This window comes from Streptomyces sp. NPDC048182 (assembly GCF_043202555.1).
Lineage (GTDB): Bacteria > Actinomycetota > Actinomycetes > Streptomycetales > Streptomycetaceae > Streptomyces.
Window position 1 is genome coordinate 48,689 of the sequence record NZ_JBIDAQ010000016.1, and the last position, 15,772, is coordinate 64,460.

A 15,772-nucleotide genomic window follows, 5' to 3' on the forward strand; every position below is an offset into this window, starting at 1 on the left:
GGCGGCGGCTCCGGCGACGCCCGCGGTCCTTCGAGCTTTCCACTCCGCTCATCCCGCGTCCATACGACGGCCCGCCCCGCGACCGCCCGGCCGGGTGCCCGGGCCTCGCCCACGCGCGCGCGTGACTACGATGGGCCAGCCGGTGGCCAGCAGGGGCCGCGCGGCGCCACCGACCGTCGGGAAGGCCATGCTGAACAAGTACGCGCGTGCATTCTTCACGCGTGTCCTCACGCCGTTCGCCACGTTCCTCATCCGCCGGGGCGTCAGCCCCGACGCGGTCACGCTCATCGGCACCGCCGGGGTGATGGCGGGGGCGCTGGTCTTCTACCCCATGGGCGAGTTCTTCTGGGGCACGGTGGTGATCACGCTCTTCGTCTTCTCCGACCTGGTCGACGGCAACATGGCCCGCCAGCTGGGCCGCTCCAGCCGGTGGGGCGCCTTCCTGGACTCCACCCTCGACCGGGTCGCCGACGGCGCGATCTTCGGCGGCTTCGCGCTCTGGTACGCGGCCGGCGGCGACGACATCGTGCTGTGCGCGGTCGCCATCTTCTGCCTGGCCAGCGGCCAGGTGGTGTCGTACACCAAGGCGCGCGGCGAGGCCATCGGCCTGCCGGTCGCGGTGAACGGCCTGGTGGAGCGTGCCGAGCGGCTGGTGATCTCGCTGGTCGCGGCCGGCTTCGCGGGCCTGCACAAGTTCGGCGTGCCCGGCATCCAGTACCTGCTGCCCGTCGCCCTGTGGATCGTCGCGGTCGGCAGCCTCGTCACCCTGGTGCAGCGCGTCGTCACCGTCCGCCGGGAGTCCGCCGAGGCCGATGCCGCGGCCGAGCAGAGCCAGGGCACCGAGGCCGCGCAGTGACCGCCCGGGAGCGGCTGACCGACGCCCTGTACGGCGCCGGCTGGGGCACCGTCAAGAAGCTCCCCGAACCGGCCGCCGTGCGCCTCGGCCGCACCGTCGCCGACGTGGCCTGGAAGCGGCGCGGCGCCGGCGTCGAGCGCCTGGAGGCCAACTACGCGCGCGTGGTGCCCGACGCGGGCCCGGAGCGCCTGGCGGAGCTGTCGCGCGCGGGCATGCGCTCCTACCTGCGGTACTGGATGGAGTCCTTCCGGCTGCCCGCCTGGAGCACCGAGCGGGTGGCCGGCGGCTTCGCCCCCAAGGACCTGCACCATCTCACCGACGGCATGGCCGCAGGCAAGGGCGTCATCCTCGCCCTGCCCCACCTGGCCAACTGGGACCTGGCCGGCGCCTGGGTCACCACGCACCTGGGCATCCCGTTCACCACGGTCGCCGAGCGCCTCAAGCCCGAGACGCTCTACGACCGCTTCGTCGCCTACCGCGAGGGCCTCGGCATGGAGGTCCTGCCGCACAGCGGCGGCACCGCCTTCGGCGCGCTGGCCCGGCGGCTGCGCTCGGGCGGCCTGGTCTGCCTGGTCGCCGACCGGGACCTGTCCGCCTCGGGCGTCGAGGTCGGCTTCTTCGGCGAGACCGCCCGGATGCCGGCCGGCCCCGCGCTGCTCGCCCAGCAGACCGGCGCGGCGCTGCTGCCGGTGACGCTCTGGTACGACGACTCGCCCGTCATGCAGGGCCGCGTGCACCCGCCGGTGGAGGTGCCGGAGCGGGGCACGCGGGCCGAGAAGACCTCCGCCATGACCCAGGAGCTGGCCGACGCCTTCGCCTCGGGCATCGCCGAGCACCCCGAGGACTGGCACATGCTGCAACGGCTGTGGGTGAAGGACCTGGACCCGGCGAAGGCGCCGGCCGCGACGCCCGGCGGGGGGCGCGCGTGAGGATCGGCATCGTCTGCCCGTACTCCTGGGACGTGCCCGGCGGCGTCCAGTTCCACATCCGCGACCTCGCCGAGCACCTGATCCGGCGCGGCCACGAGGTCTCCGTCCTCGCCCCGGCCGACGACGACACCCCGCTGCCGCCCTACGTCGTCTCCGCGGGCCGCGCGGTGCCGGTGCCGTACAACGGCTCGGTGGCCCGGCTCAACTTCGGCTTCCTGTCGGCGGCCCGGGTGCGGCGCTGGCTGCACGACGGCGCCTTCGACGTCATCCACATCCACGAGCCGACCTCGCCCTCGCTCGGCCTGCTGACCTGCTGGGCGGCGCAGGGGCCCATCGTGGCCACCTTCCACACCTCCAACCCGCGCTCCCGGGCCATGATCGCCGCGTACGCCATCCTCCAGGCGGCGCTGGAGAAGATCAGCGCCCGGATCGCGGTGAGCGAGTACGCCCGGCGCACCCTGGTCGAACACCTCGGCGGCGACGCGGTGGTCATCCCGAACGGCGTCGACGTCGACTTCTTCGCCGACGCCGAGCCCAAGGCCGAATGGCAGGGGGACACCCTCGGCTTCATCGGGCGGATCGACGAGCCCCGTAAGGGCCTGCCGGTGCTGATGCGGGCGCTGCCCAGGATCCTCGCCGAGCGCCCCGGGACCCGGCTCCTGGTCGCCGGGCGCGGCGACGAGGAGGATGCGGTGGCCTCACTGCCGACCGAACTGCGCTCCCGGGTGGAGTTCCTCGGCATGGTCAGCGACGAGGACAAGGCGCGCTTCCTGCGCAGCGTCGACCTGTACGTGGCGCCCAACACCGGCGGCGAGAGCTTCGGCATCATCCTGGTCGAGGCCATGTCGGCGGGCGCCCCGGTGCTCGCCTCCGACCTGGACGCCTTCGCCCAGGTCCTCGACCAGGGCGCGGCCGGCGAGCTGTTCCCCAACGAGGACGCCGACGCCCTGGCCGCCAGCGCCCTGCGCCTGCTGGCCGACCCGGAGCGCCGGGCCGCGCTCAGCGAGCGGGGCAGCGCCCATGTCCGGCGGTTCGACTGGTCGACCGTGGGCGCGGACATCCTCTCCGTGTACGAGACGGTGACGGCGGGCGCGGCTGCGGTGGCGGCGGACGACCGGGCGACGGGGCTGCGGGCGCGGTTCGGGCTGGCGCGGGACTGAAGGCTTAGGGGTTCCTCGGGGCCCCGTAGGCTGACCGACCGTGAGCGCACCCCTGATCTGGACCCTGGTCCTCCTCGCCCTCGTCGTCGCCGTCGGCCTCTATCTCAGCTGGACGGCGGGCCGCCTCGACCGGCTGCACGCCCGGATCGACGCCGCCCGGGCCGCCCTGGACGCCCAGCTCCTGCGGCGGGCCTCGGTGGCGCAGGAGCTGGCCACCTCGGGGGTGCTGGACCCGGCCGCCTCGATCGTCCTGTACGAGGCCGCGCACGCCGCCCGGCAGGCCGAGGAGGAGCACCGGGAGGTCGCGGAGAGCGAGCTGAGCCAGGCGCTGCGGGCGGTGTTCGAGGACAGCGCCCAGGTCGAGGCGGTGCGCGAGGCCCCGGGCGGCGACGCGGCGGCCGGTGAGCTGACCGAGGCGGTGCGCCGGGTGCCGATGGCCCGCCGCTTCCACAACGACGCCGTGGGCGCCGCCCGCCGCCTGCGCGAGCACCGCAAGGTCCGCTGGTTCCGCCTGGCCGGCCACGCCCCCTTCCCGCTCGCCTTCGAGATGGACGACGAGCCGCCGGCGGCGGTGGTGGACCGCGCCGCCTAGTCGGGTCGGGGCGCGAAGATCCGGAAGGTGTTGCCCTCCGGGTCGCGCAGGACGACCCAGCGGACGCCGTCCCGCTCGTTGTCGCTGACCCGCTCCGCGCCCAGCGCCTCGACCCGGTCGGCCTGCTCCGCCCAGTCCTCCTCGCCGCCCAGATCGAGCATCAGGCGGTTCTCGCCGGCGGGCAGATCGCCGGCCGGCTGATGGAACATCCAGGTCGGGCCCTCGCCCTCGAAGCCTTCATGCCGTCCTGCGTGCTCATGGCGGCCGTCCCTTTCCGTCGCGTGCCCGGTGCGGGCGTGTCATCGGATACGACCCGCCGCGACGGCTCGACTCGTCGGTCTTCGGGGGCTTCGCGGCAGAAGGAGCCACCGTCTCCTCATTGGCCCTTGATGTGGCCCCCTGCCATCGCGTTTCCTCGTTGCTGCACCAACCCCCTTCCCCATCAGTGAGGTACCCGTGTCCAGCTCGCTCCCCGAGAACCAGGCCCCCGAGACCGGCACCGCTCGCGTGAAGCGCGGCATGGCCGAGCAGCTCAAGGGCGGCGTGATCATGGACGTCGTCACGCCGGAGCAGGCCAAGATCGCCGAGGACGCCGGCGCCGTCGCGGTCATGGCCCTGGAGCGGGTGCCCGCCGACATCCGCAAGGACGGCGGTGTGGCCCGCATGTCCGACCCGGACATGATCGAGGGCATCATCGGGGCCGTCTCCATCCCGGTGATGGCCAAGTCCCGCATCGGCCACTTCGTGGAGGCGCAGGTCCTCCAGGCGCTCGGCGTCGACTACATCGACGAGTCCGAGGTGCTGACCCCGGCCGACGAGGTGAACCACTCCGACAAGTTCGCCTTCACCACCCCCTTCGTCTGCGGCGCCACCAACCTCGGCGAGGCCCTGCGCCGCATCGCCGAGGGCGCGGCCATGATCCGCTCCAAGGGCGAGGCCGGCACCGGCAACGTGGTCGAGGCCGTGCGCCACCTGCGCCAGATCAAGAACGAGATCGCCCGCCTGCGCGGCTTCGACAACCACGAGCTGTACGCCGCCGCCAAGGAGCTGCGCGCCCCGTACGAGCTGGTCAAGGAGGTCGCCGAGCTGGGCAAGCTGCCCGTCGTGCTGTTCTCCGCCGGTGGTGTCGCCACCCCGGCCGACGCCGCGCTGATGCGCCAGCTCGGCGCCGAGGGCGTCTTCGTCGGCTCCGGCATCTTCAAGTCCGGCGACCCGGCCAAGCGCGCCGCCGCCATCGTGAAGGCGACCACCTTCTTCGACGACCCGAAGATCGTCGCGGACGCCTCCCGCAACCTGGGCGAAGCCATGGTCGGCATCAACTGCGACACCCTGCCCGAGTCCGAGCGCTACGCCTCCCGCGGCTGGTAACCACGTATGAGCACTCCTGTCATAGGCGTCCTGGCCCTCCAGGGCGACGTACGGGAGCACCTCACCGCCCTGGCCACGGCCGACGCCGTGGCCAGGCCGGTCAGGCGCCCCGAAGAGCTGGCCGAGGTGGACGGGCTGGTGCTGCCCGGCGGCGAGTCCACCACCATCTCCAAGCTCGCCGTCCTCTTCGGCCTGATGGAGCCCCTCCGCGCGCGCGTGCGGGACGGCATGCCCGTCTACGGCACCTGCGCCGGCATGATCCTGCTGGCCGACAAGATCCTCGACCCGCGCTCGGGCCAGGAGACGATCGGCGGCATCGACATGATCGTCCGCCGCAACGCCTTCGGCCGGCAGAACGAGTCCTTCGAGGCCGCGCTCGACGTGCGGGGTGTCGAGGGCGACCCGGTCGAGGGCGTCTTCATCCGCGCCCCCTGGGTGGAGTCGGTGGGCGCCGCCGCCGAGGTGCTGGCCGAGCACGAGGGCCACATCGTCGCCGTCCGCCAGGGCAACGCGCTGGCCACGTCCTTCCACCCGGAGCTGACCGGGGACCACCGGGTGCACCGCCTGTTCGCCGACATGGTGCGCGCCAACCGGGCGGCACAGTCCTTGTAGGATTCCTGGGGTTCCACCGAAGACGGGTTTACGCGAAGGAGACAGGCAGATGTCCGGCCACTCTAAATGGGCTACGACGAAGCACAAGAAGGCCGTGATCGACGCCAAGCGCGGCAAGCTCTTCGCGAAGCTGATCAAGAACATCGAGGTCGCGGCCCGCATGGGTGGCGTCGACATCGAGGGCAACCCGACGCTGTACGACGCCATCCAGAAGGCGAAGAAGCAGTCGGTGCCGAACAAGAACATCGACTCCGCGGTCAAGCGCGGCGGCGGCCTGGAGGCCGGCGGCGCCGACTACGAGACGATCATGTACGAGGGCTACGGCCCGAACGGCGTCGCGGTGCTCATCGAGTGCCTCACCGACAACCGCAACCGCGCCGCCTCCGACGTGCGCGTGGCCATGACCCGCAACGGCGGCTCCATGGCCGACCCCGGCTCGGTGTCCTACCTCTTCCACCGCAAGGGCGTCGTGATCGTCCCCAAGGGCGAGCTGGGCGAGGACGACGTGCTCGGCGCCGTCCTGGAGGCCGGCGCCGAGGAGGTCAACGACCTCGGCGAGACCTTCGAGGTGCTCAGCGAGGCCACCGACCTGGTCGCGGTCCGCACCGCCCTCCAGGAGGCCGGCATCGACTACGAGTCCGCCGACGCCAACTTCGTCCCCACCATGCAGATCGAGCTGGACGAGGACGGCGCCCGCAAGATCTTCAAGCTGATCGACGCCCTGGAGGACAGCGACGACGTGCAGAACGTCTTCGCCAACTTCGACGTGAGCGACGAGGTCATGGAGAAGGTCGACGCGTAACGCGCGCACCGACCGAGCCGGGCCGACGGGGACACACCCGTCGGCCCGTCGCTTTGTCGGCGGCACCCGATAGCCTGCACGAACAGGTGAGGGAAGGGAGCACACCGCGTGCGCGTACTGGGGGTGGACCCGGGGCTGACCCGCTGCGGGATCGGCGTCGTGGAGGGCGTGGCCGGCCGGCCGCTGACCATGCTCGGCGTCGGAGTCGTCCGCACGCCCGCGGACGCCGGCCTCGGGCACCGCCTCGTCGCCGTCGAGCGGGGCATCGAGCAGTGGCTGGACGAGCACCGCCCCGAGTACGTGGCGGTGGAGCGCGTCTTCAGCCAGCACAACGTGCGCACCGTGATGGGCACCGCCCAGGCCAGCGCCGTCGCCATCCTGTGCGCCTCCCGGCGCGGCATCCCCGTAGCGCTGCACACCCCCAGCGAGGTCAAGGCCGCCGTCACCGGCAGCGGCCGGGCCGACAAGGCGCAGGTCGGCGCCATGGTCACCCGCCTGCTGCGGCTCGCCGCGCCCCCGAAGCCGGCCGACGCGGCGGACGCCCTCGCCCTCGCCATCTGCCACATCTGGCGCGCCCCCGCCAAGAACCGCCTCCAGGAGGCCGCCGCCCTGCACGCGGCCCGGGCGCCGCGGACCCCGCGCACGCCGACCGCCCCGCACGCCCCGCACGCATCGAAAGGCCGCCCCGCATGATCGCCTTCGTCAGCGGCACCGTCGCCGCCCTCGCACCCGACGCCGCCGTGGTCGAGCTGGGCGGTGTCGGCATGTCCGTGCAGTGCACGCCGGACACGCTCTCCACCCTGCGGGTCGGCAGGCCCGCCAAGCTGGCCACCTCCCTGGTGGTGCGCGAGGACTCGCTCACCCTGTACGGCTTCGCCGACGACGACGAGCGCCAGGTCTTCGAGCTGCTCCAGACCGCCAGCGGCGTCGGCCCCCGCCTCGCCCAGGCGATGCTCGCCGTGCACCGCCCCGACGCGCTGCGCAGAGCCGTCGCCACCGGCGACGAGAAGGCGCTTACCGCCGTCCCCGGCATCGGCAAGAAGGGAGCCCAGAAGCTGCTGCTCGAACTGAAGGACCGCCTCGGCGCCCCGGTCGGCGCCCCCGCGGTCGGCGCCCCGGTCTCCACCGGCTGGCGCGACCAACTGCACGCGGCCCTGATCGGCCTCGGCTACGCCACCCGGGAGGCCGACGAGGCCGTCACCGCCGTCGCCCCGCAGGCCGAGGCCGCCGCCGGCACCCCCCAGGTCGGCCCGCTCCTGAAGGCCGCCCTGCAGACCCTCAACCGCGCCCGCTGACCCAGGCCGACCGCCCCCACCACACCCCGAGGCACATCACATGAACTGGGACGAGACCACCGACGCCGCCGCCCCCGAGCGGCTCGTCGGCGCGTCCGCGGACGGCGAGGAGCAGGCGGTCGAGGCCGCGCTGCGCCCCAAGGACCTGGGCGAGTTCATCGGCCAGCAGAAGGTCCGCGAGCAGCTCGACCTCGTGCTGCGCGCCGCCCGCGCGCGGGGGGCCACCTCCGACCACGTCCTGCTCTCCGGCGCCCCCGGCCTCGGCAAGACCACCCTGTCGATGATCATCGCGGCCGAGATGGGCGCCCCCATCCGCATCACCTCCGGCCCCGCCATCCAGCACGCCGGCGACCTCGCGGCGATCCTCTCCTCCCTCCAGGAGGGCGAGGTCCTCTTCCTGGACGAGATCCACCGGATGTCCCGGCCCGCCGAGGAGATGCTGTACATGGCGATGGAGGACTTCCGCGTCGACGTCATCGTCGGCAAGGGCCCCGGCGCCACCGCCATCCCGCTGGAGCTGCCCCCCTTCACCCTGGTCGGCGCCACCACGCGCGCGGGGTTGCTGCCGCCCCCGCTGCGCGACCGGTTCGGCTTCACCGCGCACATGGAGTTCTACGCGCCCACCGAACTGGAGCGCGTCGTCCACCGCTCCGCCGGCCTGCTCGACGTGGAGATCGACCCGGCCGGCGCCGCCGAGATCGCCGGCCGCTCCCGGGGCACCCCGCGCATCGCCAACCGCCTGCTGCGCAGGGTGCGGGACTACGCCCAGGTCAAGGCGGACGGCCTGATCACCGAGGAGATCGCCGCCGCGGCCCTCGCGGTGTACGAGGTGGACGGCCGGGGCCTGGACCGCCTGGACCGGGCCGTCCTGGAGGCGCTGCTCAAGCTGTTCGGCGGCGGCCCGGTCGGCCTGTCCACCCTCGCCGTCGCGGTGGGGGAGGAGCGCGAGACGGTCGAGGAGGTCGCCGAGCCCTTCCTGGTCCGCGAGGGCCTGCTCGCCCGCACCCCGCGGGGCCGGGTGGCCACCCCCGCCGCCTGGGCGCACCTCGGCCTCACCCCGCCGGCCTCCCGGCAGCCGGGAAACGGACAAGGGGACCTGTTCGGGGCGTGAGGGCGGCACGAGGACGATGTGCGGGCGGCGCCACGCGCACCGCATTGGCCAGGGCAGGAACCCCGGTGCCATGCTGAGCGTTGTTCCATGCGCGCGGACTCGCTTAGACTCCGCCGATGCCGCCCCAGTCGGCGGCGCACACCCCCAACCATCAGGCCGCTGCGTCATCCGCGGTCGTGTGAAGGAAGTACCGACCCGTGAGTCTCGTGACCCTCCTCCCGTTCGTCGTGCTCATCGGGGCCATGTTCCTGATGACCCGGTCGGCGAAGAAGAAGCAGCAGCAGGCGGCCACCATGCGGAACGAGATGCAGCCCGGTTCCGGGGTCCGCACCATCGGGGGCATGTACGCCACGGTCAAGGAGGTCAACGAGGACACGGTCCTCCTCGACGCCGGTCCGGGTGTCGACCTGCTCTTCGCCAAGAACTCCATCGGTGCCGTCCTCACCGACGACGAGTACAACCGCATCGTGCACGGCATCGAGCACGACCTGAAGTCCGACGCCGACCTCGTCCCGGACGACGCCTCCTCCCTCACCGGGACCGACGCCCCCGCCGCCGACGCCGACGCCGCCCCCGCGGACAAGCCCGTCGACTTCGGCAAGAAGGACGCGGCCCCCGGGCCCGCCGCCCCCGCCGAGCCGGCCGCCGACGCCGCCCCCGTCGAGCCGGCCGCCGAGGCGCGGCCGGACGAGCAGCCGAAGAAGTCCGACGGCGGTCCCGAGGCGAAGTAGCCGTCCCTCCGGGGCCGCGCGGACCACGGGTCCGGGCCCCGGCGCGACGCGCAACGGTCCCGACACCATGTGATGGCCGCCGCTGACGCCTGACCGGCGCAGGGCGGCCCGAGAGGGAGTACGCAAAGGTGGCAGCACCTAAAAAGGGAAAGAGTGCGAGCGCTCAGAGCAGGCCCGGGCGCTCGCTGGCCCTGATCCTGGTCATCATCGCGGCGCTCACCGGCGGCATGTTCGCCTCCGGGCACACGACTCCGCGTCTCGGCATCGACCTGGCCGGCGGCACGAGCATCACCCTCCGGGCGGTCCCCGAGGCCGGCCAGGAGTCGGCGATCAACAAGACCAACATGGACACCGCGGTCGACATCATGAACCGCCGGGTCAACGGTCTGGGCGTCTCCGAGGCCGAGGTGCAGACCCAGGGCGACCGGAACATCATCGTCAACATCCCCAAGGGGACGAACTCCAAGGAAGCCCGCGAGCAGGTCGGCACCACCGCCAAGCTCTACTTCCGCCCGGTCATCGCCACCGAGCTCTCCGGCCCCGGCGCGACCGGCACCCCCTCGCCCAGCGGCACCGGCGGCGCCTCCGACAAGCCGAGTGACAAGCCGACCGACAAGCCGTCGGACAAGGCGAGCGGCCCCGAGGCCACCGACAAGGCGTCCGGCGAGCCCTCCGGCACCCCCACGGCCGGCGCCACCAGCCAGGGCCGCGCCGTCACCGAGGGCCTGAAGGCCGCCGACACCCCCTCCCCGACCGCCTCCGGGAGCGCCAAGCCCTCCCCGAGCGCTTCCGCCGACCCCGCGGTGGCCAAGCTCCAGGCCCAGTACGCCGCCCTGGACTGCACGAAGGAGGCCGACCGAGCCAAGGCCGGCAAGGGCACCAAGGCCAGTGACTCGATCGTGGCCTGCGGCAAGAACTCACAGGGCCAGTGGCAGAAGTACGTGCTCGGCCCGGCCGCCGTCGACGGCACCGACGTCGACAAGTCCAAGGCCGTCCTGAACACGCAGAACGGCGCGGGCTGGACCGTGACCATGGACTTCACCGACAAGGGCGGCAAGAAGTTCGCGGACATCACCGGCCAGCTGGCCCAGAAGCAGTCCCCGCAGAACCAGTTCGCCATCGTCCTGGACAACGAGGTCGTCTCCGACCCCTACGTCCGCCAGGCGCTCAACGGCGGCACCGCGGAGATCTCCGGCAGCTTCGGCCAGCAGGAGGCGCAGAGCCTCGCCAACATGCTGTCCTACGGCGCGCTGCCGCTGACCTTCAAGGAGGACAGCGTCACCACCGTCACCGCCGCGCTCGGCGGTGAGCAGCTGCACGCCGGTCTGATCGCCGGCGCGATCGGCCTCGCCCTGGTCGTGCTCTACCTGCTGCTGTACTACCGCGGCCTGTCCTTCATCGCCATGGCCTCGCTGCTGGTCTCCGCCGTCCTCACCTACGTGATCATGGCGCTGCTCGGCCCGGCCATCGGCTTCGCGCTGAACCTGCCGGCCGTGTGCGGTGCGATCGTCGCCATCGGCATCACCGCGGACTCGTTCATCGTCTACTTCGAACGCGTCCGCGACGAGATCCGCGGCGGCCGCACCCTGCGCCCCGCGGTGGAGCGGGCCTGGCCGCGCGCCCGGCGCACCATCCTGGTCTCCGACTTCGTGTCGTTCCTGGCCGCCGCGGTGCTCTTCATCGTCACCGTCGGCAAGGTGCAGGGCTTCGCCTTCACCCTGGGTCTGACCACCCTGCTCGACGTGGTGGTCGTCTTCCTCTTCACCAAGCCGCTGCTGACGCTGATGGCCCGCCGGAAGTTCTTCGCGAGCGGTCACAAGTGGTCCGGCCTTGACCCGAAGAGCCTGGGTGCCAAGCCGCCGCTGCGCCGCACCCGCCGTCCCTCCCGCCCCGCCGGCCCCGTCGACCCGAAGGAGGCGTGAGAGATGTCGAAGCTCGGCAAGCTCGGCGCCCGGCTCCACCACGGAGAGGTCGGATACGACTTCATCAAGAACCGCAAGATCTGGTACAGCGTCTCGATACTGATCACCATCACGGCCATCGTCGGCCTGGCGGTGCGCGGCCTGCACATGGGTATCGAGTTCCAGGGCGGCGCGGTCTTCACCACCCCCAAGGGCGTCAGCGCCTCGGTCTCCCAGGCCGAGGGGTACGCGGAGGAGTCCTCCGGCCACGACGCGATCGTCCAGAAGCTCGGCGACGACAGCCTGCGCATCCAGATCGCGGGCATCGAGACCGACAAGTCCGACCAGATCAAGAACGACCTGGCCAAGGACCTCAAGCTGGACCCGGAGAAGATCAACGCCGACCTGGTCGGCCCCAGCTGGGGTGACCAGATCGCCAACAAGGCCTGGCAGGGCCTCGGGATCTTCCTGGTCCTCGTGGTGATCTACCTGGCGATCGCGTTCGAGTGGCGCATGGCGCTCGCCGCGTTCGTCGCGCTGATCCACGACATCACCATCACGGTCGGCATCTACGCCCTGGTGGGCTTCGAGGTCACGCCGGGCACGGTGATCGGTCTGCTGACGATCCTCGGTTACTCGCTCTACGACACGGTCGTCGTCTTCGACAGCCTCAAGGAGCAGACCCGGGACATCACCAAGCAGACCCGCTTCACGTACGGCGAGATCGCCAACCGGTCGATCAACAGCACCCTGGTGCGGTCGATCAACACCACGGTGGTGGCGCTGCTCCCCGTCGGCGGCCTGCTGTTCATCGGCGGCGGCGTGCTCGGCGCCGGCATGCTCAACGACATCTCGCTGTCGCTGTTCGTCGGCCTCGCCGCGGGTGCCTACTCCTCGATCTTCATCGCCACGCCGCTCGTCGCCGACCTCAAGGAGCGCGAGCCGCAGATGAAGGCCCTCAAGAAGCGGGTCCTCGCCAAGCGCGCCCAGGCCGCGGCCAAGGGCGAGCCGGTGGAGCCCGGCGCCGACGAGGAGCCGTACGCGGAGGAGGAGCCGGAGGAGGACGGCGCCCACGCGGTCGTCGGCCCCCGCAACCAGCCCGCCTCCCGCGCCCGGGGCCGCGGCCGTCCCTCGGGGAAGCGCCGATGACCGGCGTGCAGGAGCTGCTGCTCAGCCGCATCCGGGACGTGCCGGACTACCCGGAGCCGGGCGTGGTGTTCAAGGACATCACCCCGCTCCTGGCGGACCCGGCGGCGTTCACCGCCCTCACCGACGCCCTCGCGGAGGCGGCCCGGGACACCGGCGCCACCAAGGTCGTCGGCCTGGAGGCCCGCGGCTTCATCCTCGGCGCCCCGGTCGCCCTACGGGCCGGCCTGGGCTTCATCCCCGTACGCAAGGCGGGCAAGCTCCCCGGAGCCACGCTCTCCCAGTCGTACGACCTGGAGTACGGCTCGGCCGAGATCGAGCTGCACGCCGAGGACCTGAGCGCCGGCGACCGTGTCCTGGTCGTGGACGACGTCCTCGCCACCGGCGGCACCGCCGAGGCGTCCGTGCAGCTCATCCGCCGGGCCGGCGCCCAGGTCGCCGGCCTCGCCGTCCTCATGGAGCTGGGCTTCCTGCACGGCAGGGCCCGGCTGGAACCGGCGCTCGACGGCGCACCGCTGACCGCGCTGCTCACGGTCTGACACCGCAGGTCATCAGGCTCGGGCGGGCCCGGAGGAATCCGGCGCCCGCCCGCGCTGTTTCCCGGGGTGAAGGTCCACCGCAGTGGCCTGAAGGCGATCCCGGGGGGCAGGATCGCTACCATGGGGTTTCCGGAGCCTGACCGGGGGCCCCGGACCGCGCACGAGGAGCCCTCTTGCCAGACGAGGCCCAGCACCTGACCGCCGCCAAGCCCGAGTCCGCCTCGGAGGCGGCGGCGAAGCCCGCACCGAGCGCGCCGCACGCGACGAACGACACCGGCGGGCCGATCCAGCACGCTCCCGCGGCGCCCGTCGACAAGCCGGCCGAGCAGCAGGCGCGCCCCAAGCCGGCCCCGCCCGAGCACGACCGCAACGCCGGCGCCGTGGTGCGCAACGCCCCGGGGCAGCCCCCCCGCTCCGGCTCCTCCAACCGCGTCCGCGCCCGCCTCGCCCGCCTCGGCGTCCAGCGCGCGAACCCGTACAACCCGGTGCTCGAGCCGCTGCTGCGGATAGTGCGCGGCAACGACCCCAAGATCGAGACGGCCACCCTCCGCCAGATCGAGCGCGCCTACCAGGTCGCCGAGCGCTGGCACCGCGGCCAGAAGCGCAAGAGCGGCGACCCGTACATCACGCACCCGCTCGCGGTCACCACCATCCTCGCCGAGCTGGGCATGGACCCGGCCACGCTGATGGCCGGGCTGCTGCACGACACGGTCGAGGACACCGAGTACGGCCTGGACGACCTGCGCCGCGACTTCGGCGACGTGGTCGCGCTGCTCGTCGACGGCGTCACCAAGCTGGACAAGGTCAAGTTCGGCGAGGCCGCGCAGGCCGAGACGGTGCGCAAGATGGTCGTCGCCATGGCCAAGGACCCGCGCGTCCTGGTCATCAAGCTCGCCGACCGGCTGCACAACATGCGCACCATGCGCTACCTCAAGCGCGAGAAGCAGGAGAAGAAGGCGCGCGAGACCCTGGAGATCTACGCGCCGCTCGCCCACCGGCTGGGCATGAACACCATCAAGTGGGAGCTGGAGGACCTCGCCTTCGCGATCCTCTACCCCAAGATGTACGACGAGATCGTCCGCCTGGTCGCCGAGCGCGCCCCCAAGCGCGACGAGTACCTCGCCCTGGTCACCGACGAGGTCCAGCAGGACCTGCGCGCCGCCCGCATCAAGGCGACCGTCACCGGCCGGCCCAAGCACTACTACAGCGTCTACCAGAAGATGATCGTCCGCGGCCGGGACTTCGCGGAGATCTACGACCTGGTGGGCATCCGCGTCCTCGTGGACACCGTCCGCGACTGCTACGCGGCGCTCGGCACCGTGCACGCGCGATGGAACCCGGTCCCCGGCCGGTTCAAGGACTACATCGCGATGCCCAAGTTCAACATGTACCAGTCGCTGCACACGACGGTGATAGGGCCGGGCGGCAAGCCGGTCGAGCTGCAGATCCGCACCTTCGACATGCACCGCCGCGCCGAGTACGGCATCGCCGCGCACTGGAAGTACAAGCAGGAGGCCGTGGCCGGCGCCTCGAAGGTGCGCACGGACGCGCCCAAGGGGGTCGGCAAGGACAAGGACGCCATCAACGACATGGCGTGGCTGCGGCAGCTCCTGGACTGGCAGAAGGAGACCGAGGACCCCGGCGAGTTCCTGGAGTCCCTGCGCTTCGACCTCTCGCGCAACGAGGTCTTCGTCTTCACGCCCAAGGGCGACGTGATAGCGCTGCCGGCCGGCGCCACCCCCGTCGACTTCGCCTACGCGGTGCACACCGAGGTCGGCCACCGCACCATAGGGGCACGGGTCAACGGGCGCCTGGTGCCGCTGGAGTCCACGCTGGACAACGGCGACCTGGTGGAGGTCTTCACCTCCAAGGCGGCCGGCGCCGGGCCCTCCCGCGACTGGCTCGGCTTCGTGAAGTCGCCCCGGGCGCGCAACAAGATCCGGGCCTGGTTCTCCAAGGAGCGCCGGGACGAGGCGATCGAGCAGGGCAAGGACGCCATCGTCCGCGCAATGCGCAAGCAGAACCTGCCGATCCAGCGGATCCTCACCGGCGACTCGCTGGTCACGCTCGCGCACGAGATGCGCTACTCGGACATCTCCGCGCTGTACGCGGCGATCGGCGAGGGCCATCTGTCCGCGCAGAACATCGTGCAGAAGCTGGTCCAGGCGCTCGGCGGCGAGGAGGCCGCCTCCGAGGAGATCGACGAGTCGGTCCCGCCGTCCCACGGCCGGGGCCGGAAGCGTCGCACCAACGCCGACCCCGGCGTGGTCGTCAAGGGCGTCGACGACGTGTGGGTCAAGCTGGCCCGCTGCTGCACCCCGGTGCCCGGCGACCCGATCATCGGCTTCGTCACCCGGGGCAGCGGCGTCTCGGTGCACCGCAGCGACTGCGTCAACGTCGACTCGCTCTCCCGCGAACCCGAGCGGATCCTGGAGGTCGAGTGGGCCCCCACCCAGTCCTCGGTCTTCCTGGTCGCCATACAGGTCGAGGCGCTCGACCGCTCCCGGCTGCTGTCGGACGTGACCCGGGTGCTGTCCGACCAGCATGTCAACATCCTGTCCGCGGCCGTCCAGACCTCCCGTGACCGGGTGGCCACCTCCCGCTTCACCTTCGAGATGGGCGACCCCAAGCACCTGGGCCACGTCCTGAAGGCCGTACGCGGCGTGGAGGGCGTCTACGACGTGTACCGGGTGACGTCGGCACGCAGGCCCTCCTAGCGGCCGCGGGCAC

General features: G+C 72.2%; 15 protein-coding genes and 1 pseudogene. 15 read left to right on the top strand and 1 reads right to left on the bottom strand.

The features are described from left to right. Nucleotides 1-130: 130 nt before the first annotated feature. Genes pgsA through ACGFZL_RS26825 form a run of 4 tightly spaced genes read left to right on the top strand, consistent with a single transcriptional unit; the run spans nucleotide 131 to nucleotide 3,537 of the window. Nucleotides 131-856: a phosphatidylinositol phosphate synthase gene (gene pgsA, locus ACGFZL_RS26810; RefSeq protein ID WP_355173160.1), complete on the top strand. Its 726-nt coding sequence runs from the start codon at nucleotides 131-133 to the stop codon at nucleotides 854-856. Further along, nucleotides 853-1,785: a phosphatidylinositol mannoside acyltransferase gene (locus ACGFZL_RS26815; protein WP_355172919.1), complete on the top strand. Its 933-nt coding sequence runs from the start codon at nucleotides 853-855 to the stop codon at nucleotides 1,783-1,785. The genes pgsA and ACGFZL_RS26815 overlap by 4 nt, the downstream gene beginning before the upstream one ends. Next, nucleotides 1,782-2,945, top strand: coding sequence for a glycosyltransferase family 4 protein (locus ACGFZL_RS26820; RefSeq protein WP_393695469.1), 1,164 nt, complete (start codon nucleotides 1,782-1,784; stop codon nucleotides 2,943-2,945). Before ACGFZL_RS26815 ends, ACGFZL_RS26820 begins: the two co-directional genes overlap by 4 nt. A gap of 40 nt (nucleotides 2,946-2,985) precedes the next feature. Beyond that, nucleotides 2,986-3,537: a hypothetical protein gene (locus ACGFZL_RS26825; protein WP_393695471.1), complete on the top strand. Its 552-nt coding sequence runs from the start codon at nucleotides 2,986-2,988 to the stop codon at nucleotides 3,535-3,537. Here ACGFZL_RS26825 and ACGFZL_RS26830 read toward each other — a convergent pair. Then, nucleotides 3,534-3,800 (bottom strand): annotated as a pseudogene (locus tag ACGFZL_RS26830) (VOC family protein); the annotation flags it as partial. The gene ACGFZL_RS26825 and the pseudogene ACGFZL_RS26830 sit on opposite strands and share 4 nt — an antisense overlap. A gap of 193 nt (nucleotides 3,801-3,993) precedes the next feature. Between ACGFZL_RS26830 and pdxS the strand changes: the two are divergent. The 11 genes from pdxS to relA all read left to right on the top strand — a co-directional run bounded on the left by pdxS (nucleotide 3,994) and on the right by relA (nucleotide 15,759). Further along, nucleotides 3,994-4,905 (top strand): pyridoxal 5'-phosphate synthase lyase subunit PdxS, encoded by a 912-nt coding sequence (gene pdxS / locus ACGFZL_RS26835; RefSeq protein ID WP_355172927.1) that lies wholly within the window; start codon nucleotides 3,994-3,996, stop codon nucleotides 4,903-4,905. 6 nt (nucleotides 4,906-4,911) lie between these two features. Beyond that, nucleotides 4,912-5,517, top strand: coding sequence for a pyridoxal 5'-phosphate synthase glutaminase subunit PdxT (gene pdxT / locus ACGFZL_RS26840; RefSeq protein ID WP_393695473.1), 606 nt, complete (start codon nucleotides 4,912-4,914; stop codon nucleotides 5,515-5,517). 49 nt (nucleotides 5,518-5,566) lie between these two features. After that, nucleotides 5,567-6,319, top strand: a complete 753-nt coding sequence (locus ACGFZL_RS26845; RefSeq protein WP_355172931.1) for a YebC/PmpR family DNA-binding transcriptional regulator — start codon at nucleotides 5,567-5,569, stop codon at nucleotides 6,317-6,319. 108 nt (nucleotides 6,320-6,427) lie between these two features. Beyond that, on the top strand, nucleotides 6,428-7,012 hold the full coding sequence (ruvC, locus tag ACGFZL_RS26850; RefSeq protein ID WP_393695475.1) for a crossover junction endodeoxyribonuclease RuvC: 585 nt from the start codon (nucleotides 6,428-6,430) through the stop codon (nucleotides 7,010-7,012). After that, nucleotides 7,009-7,614 (top strand): Holliday junction branch migration protein RuvA, encoded by a 606-nt coding sequence (gene ruvA / locus ACGFZL_RS26855; protein ID WP_355172935.1) that lies wholly within the window; start codon nucleotides 7,009-7,011, stop codon nucleotides 7,612-7,614. Before ruvC ends, ruvA begins: the two co-directional genes overlap by 4 nt. Before the next feature lie 40 nt (nucleotides 7,615-7,654). Continuing rightward, a complete protein-coding gene (gene ruvB / locus ACGFZL_RS26860) occupies nucleotides 7,655-8,725 on the top strand; it encodes a Holliday junction branch migration DNA helicase RuvB (protein WP_355172937.1) in 1,071 nt (356 codons plus the stop codon). A 197-nt stretch (nucleotides 8,726-8,922) separates the two neighbouring features. After that, entirely contained in the window at nucleotides 8,923-9,456 is a 534-nt protein-coding gene (gene yajC / locus ACGFZL_RS26865) for a preprotein translocase subunit YajC (RefSeq protein WP_393695478.1), read from the top strand. 128 nt (nucleotides 9,457-9,584) lie between these two features. After that, nucleotides 9,585-11,378 (top strand): protein translocase subunit SecD, encoded by a 1,794-nt coding sequence (secD, locus tag ACGFZL_RS26870; RefSeq protein ID WP_393695480.1) that lies wholly within the window; start codon nucleotides 9,585-9,587, stop codon nucleotides 11,376-11,378. 3 nt (nucleotides 11,379-11,381) lie between these two features. Beyond that, entirely contained in the window at nucleotides 11,382-12,506 is a 1,125-nt protein-coding gene (gene secF, locus ACGFZL_RS26875) for a protein translocase subunit SecF (protein WP_355172943.1), read from the top strand. After that, nucleotides 12,503-13,042, top strand: coding sequence for an adenine phosphoribosyltransferase (locus ACGFZL_RS26880; RefSeq protein WP_393695483.1), 540 nt, complete (start codon nucleotides 12,503-12,505; stop codon nucleotides 13,040-13,042). Before secF ends, ACGFZL_RS26880 begins: the two co-directional genes overlap by 4 nt. Nucleotides 13,043-13,215: 173 nt before the next feature. Continuing rightward, nucleotides 13,216-15,759: a GTP pyrophosphokinase gene (gene relA, locus ACGFZL_RS26885; RefSeq protein ID WP_393695485.1), complete on the top strand. Its 2,544-nt coding sequence runs from the start codon at nucleotides 13,216-13,218 to the stop codon at nucleotides 15,757-15,759. The last annotated feature ends 13 nt before the right edge of the window (nucleotides 15,760-15,772 follow it).